This window comes from Alcanivorax sp. HI0044 (assembly GCF_001634945.1).
In genome coordinates, this window is record NZ_LWEZ01001263.1 from 1 (window position 1) to 3,391 (window position 3,391).

4 protein-coding genes and 1 pseudogene are annotated in these 3,391 nt (G+C 62.7%); 3 read left to right on the forward strand and 2 right to left on the reverse strand.

Annotation, left to right across the window (positions count from 1 at the left end; translation table 11 throughout):
- The 3 genes from selD to A3730_RS18180 form a co-directional block, all read left to right on the forward strand.
- A partial coding sequence (gene selD / locus A3730_RS18170; protein ID WP_063538621.1) for a selenide, water dikinase SelD occupies window positions 1-1,020 on the forward strand: 1,020 nt, incomplete at its 5' end.
- 27 nt (window positions 1,021-1,047) lie between these two features.
- On the forward strand, window positions 1,048-1,443 hold the full coding sequence (locus A3730_RS18175) for a PA2779 family protein (protein ID WP_063518905.1): 396 nt from the start codon (window positions 1,048-1,050) through the stop codon (window positions 1,441-1,443).
- Window positions 1,443-2,456 (forward strand): PA2778 family cysteine peptidase, encoded by a 1,014-nt coding sequence (locus tag A3730_RS18180; protein WP_063518906.1) that lies wholly within the window; start codon window positions 1,443-1,445, stop codon window positions 2,454-2,456. Before A3730_RS18175 ends, A3730_RS18180 begins: the two co-directional genes overlap by 1 nt.
- Here A3730_RS18180 and A3730_RS30500 read toward each other — a convergent pair.
- Together A3730_RS30500 and A3730_RS31835 are read right to left on the reverse strand one after the other, a co-directional pair.
- Entirely contained in the window at window positions 2,354-3,073 is a 720-nt protein-coding gene (locus A3730_RS30500) for a hypothetical protein (protein ID WP_156496769.1), read from the reverse strand. The two genes, A3730_RS18180 and A3730_RS30500, sit on opposite strands and share 103 nt — an antisense overlap.
- Window positions 3,073-3,391 (reverse strand): annotated as a pseudogene (locus A3730_RS31835) (peptidylprolyl isomerase); the annotation flags it as partial. The gene A3730_RS30500 and the pseudogene A3730_RS31835, both read right to left, overlap by 1 nt.

Consider the following 3,391-nt stretch of genomic DNA (forward strand, 5'->3'; position numbering starts at 1 on the left):
CTGCATGAAGCACTGGCTGAACTTCAGCCAGTCATGAATCCGGGCATCGAAGCCGGCGTAGACGCCGCCGACGATGCCGCCATCATCGATTGGCCCGCCGGCAAGCGTCTGGTCCAGAGCCTGGATTTCTTTCCCGCCTTTATCGATGAGCCCTACCTGTTCGGGCGCATCGCCGCCCTGCACAGCCTCAGTGATCTGTATGCCATGAATGCCCGACCCCACTCTGCGCTGGCCAACATCACCCTGCCCTGGCACCACCCGCGCTTGCAGGGCCGGGACCTGCAACGAATGATGGCCGGAGCCGTCCGGGAACTGAATGCAGCCGGCTGCACCCTGGTCGGTGGCCACACCATCGAAGGCCCACAGATGGCCGCGGGGTTCACCGTCAACGGCCAGGCCGACCCGGCACAGCTCTGGCATAAACATGGCGCCCGTGACGGCGACCGACTGATCCTCACCAAACCATTGGGAACCGGCGTGCAATTGGCGGCCTTGATGCAGGCGAACAACAGCAATGCTGCCGCATTCCACGGCCCCTGGCTGGACACAACACTGCGCCACCTGCTGACCAGCAACCATATTGCGCAACGGGCCCTGCAGGATGTACCCGTGAATGCTTGCACCGATATCACCGGCTTCGGGCTGCTCGGCCATCTCTACGAAATCAGCCAGCAAAGCGACGTTACCCTGTCGGTGGATTGCCACAAGGTACCGCTGCTGCCCGGCACGCTTGCACTGATTTGCCGAGGCGTGGCCAGCACCCTCAGCGACGCCAACCGGCAGATACTGGTGCATTGCCAACAACCGCAGCCCGTGGACGACGCCCTGCTTACCGCCCTGTGCGACCCACAAACTGCCGGGGGGCTATTGTTCTGTCTGCCTGCCAGCTATGCACAACAGGCACTGCAACATCTTGATAGTGAAGGGGTTAACGCGGTCGATATCGGTAAAGTCCTTGTAAAAGATCGCCCGGATCACGCAGAGATCCTGTTGAATAGCGGTCACACTGGTAGCGTATAACCTTTCAAGAACACAGGAGAATGCTTCATGACCACGTCAAAACGCGTTACCGGTATTTTCAGTGCCTTTGTATTGTTGTTCATGCAAGTGCTCATGGTCCCCGCCGCACAAGCCGCCATGATTGGTAATGACACCGTGATTCAGCAACAGGATCGCGCGGCCATGAAACAACAAGTCATGCAACTGATGGATCATAAAGTGGCCGCTCAGGCGCTGAGCGAATACGGCGTTAACCAGGAGCAAGTCAGCCAGCGACTGGACCGCCTCACCGATGCCGAGCTGCAGCAGCTGGCTCAGAAATCCGAAGAGCTGCCCGCCGGTCAGGGTGTACTGGGCGTGATACTCGCTATCATCCTGGTGCTGGTGATTCTGGATCTGCTCGGCGCTACCGACGTCTTCCCGGTGATTGACCCGGTCAATTAATGGTGACCGTATTGCGCGGCATGCTTTCCGGAAAACCGGTTGCCGCCCTGCTGGCAACCGTTCTGCTAACGCTGGGCGGTTGCCAGACTTTTCCCCCTCCGCAAAGCGCCAGCGTACACACCGAGCAACAGGTGGTGGTGCCCTTTGTCCCCCAAGACGCGTATCAATGCGGCCCTGCCGCCCTGGCGATGATGCTGCAATGGGCGGGCAAGGAAGTCAGCGCCGACGCTCTGGTGGACGAAGTCTGGCTGCCGGAGCGCAAAGGTTCACTGGGCATTGAGCTGCGGGCTGCAGCCCGTAGCCGCGGCCTGATGGCCTATCCGGTGGAATCCGCTGACGCCCTGTTTCAGGAATTACAGGCTAACCGACCGGTGCTGGTAATGCAGAACCTGGCGTTACCGCGCTGGCCGAAATGGCACTTCGCCGTGGTCACCGGTTATCGGGATCAGGGTGATACCGTGGTGCTGCACAGCGGCACAACGCAAAGTGACAGCAGCCACTGGAACCGCTTTATTCGCACCTGGGCCAGGGCCGATCAGTGGGGATTCACGCTGGTGGAAGCCGGCCAGTTGCCCGCCAGTGCCGAGCCAGATGCGCTGTTCCGGGCTATCTCGCCGCTGCCCAATAATGCCGCCTTTTGGCCCGCTGCCGTGGACGCCTTCCCGCAAAGCGGGCAGCTGTGGTTTGGCTATGGCAATGCCCTGTGGGCGCAGGACAAGCAGCAAGACGCGCGGGCGGCGTTCGAAAATGCGGTGCAGCATGAGCCGGAACTGGCCGCCGCCTGGAACAACCTGGCCTATGCCCAGAAGGCAGCGGGTGACAGCAAAAAAGCCCGGCAGAGTATCTGCCAGGCCTTGTCGGTGGCGCCGGACGATAGCGAGATTCAGGACAGCGCCCGCGAACTGGGCGCTCAGTCCTGCGACGTATCGCCAGCTCCTTCTGCACCCTCAGCGCCCTCTGCTTCTGCTGCCCCCTCTTCGGCCGCAAGCTCAGGGTGCTGCGCCACCAACTGATCGCGCTGCTCACGCAGCTTGTCCAGTTTGGCGATCCCTTCTTCCAGCTGTTCAGGGGCAATGCCGAATTCCTTGCCCCTGGCGATCAGCCCTTCCAGCTCCGCCATTTTGCGATTCGCCGCCGCCACGAAAGAGGCACGAACCGCCTGATTCTGTCTCGCTTCGTACTGCTGATACAGCGCCGGGTCGGCCAGCTCGGCCGCGCTGGGCGGCTCGCGTAAATCCGTATTGCGAACCAGCGGCGGCGTGCGTGGGTCGCCGTTTTGCATGCTTTCGCGCAGGGCCGCCACGGCCTGGGGGGAAGGTGTCGGCACCGCGGCCGGGGCGTTATCCGCCCGCTTCTCCGGCATAGCCAGAGAACGTTCCGCCACCGTATCGATCATCGGCAGGGCTGCCGGCGTCGCTGCGGCGTCCACTTTGGTGTCAGCATCAGGGCTCGTGCCCGCAGTCACACCCGCCGCTGTGTTGCCTGCCGGTGCCGCCGGCGCCAGGGGCAACAGCCAATAGGCGCTGGCGCACGCGGCTATCAGCAATCCGGCCAGCAACCCGGGGCGCAACCGTCCCTGCTGGCGCTGATAGCTCCCCGTCTGGCCTGGCCGGCACTCACCCACCGCCATCACAACACCTCGTGGTTGACCCGCAACGCCGCCGCCTCGGTGGCATCCGCCAGCAAGATCTGAAAACGCTGCTGCATCTGCTCCCGGGCAATGGCCTGGGCCGCCCGGTAACGTACCGATTCGCTGTCCACACGCTGGTAGCCCATTTCTTTCTGGTCCACCCAGAGTAGCTCCCAGTACGGCGCACTGTCTGTGGCCGGGCTACGGAACGGCGGTGACACTCGCTGGACGGGTTGTACAAACGCCAGCGCCCGGGTCCAGTGATCCTCACGGCTATCACGGTCGACCCAGCCCAGTGCCCCACCCTGATCGCGATCT

What these genes read in the sequence shown, in the direction of transcription:
- A3730_RS18175 (WP_063518905.1), top strand. Translation starts at nt 1,048, where the DNA reads ATGACCACGTCAAAACGCGTTACCGGTATTTTCAGTGCCTTTGTATTG.
- A3730_RS18180 (WP_063518906.1), top strand. Translation starts at nt 1,443, where the DNA reads ATGGTGACCGTATTGCGCGGCATGCTTTCCGGAAAACCGGTTGCCGCC.
- A3730_RS30500 (WP_156496769.1), bottom strand. Translation starts at nt 3,073, where the DNA reads ATGGCGGTGGGTGAGTGCCGGCCAGGCCAGACGGGGAGCTATCAGCGC.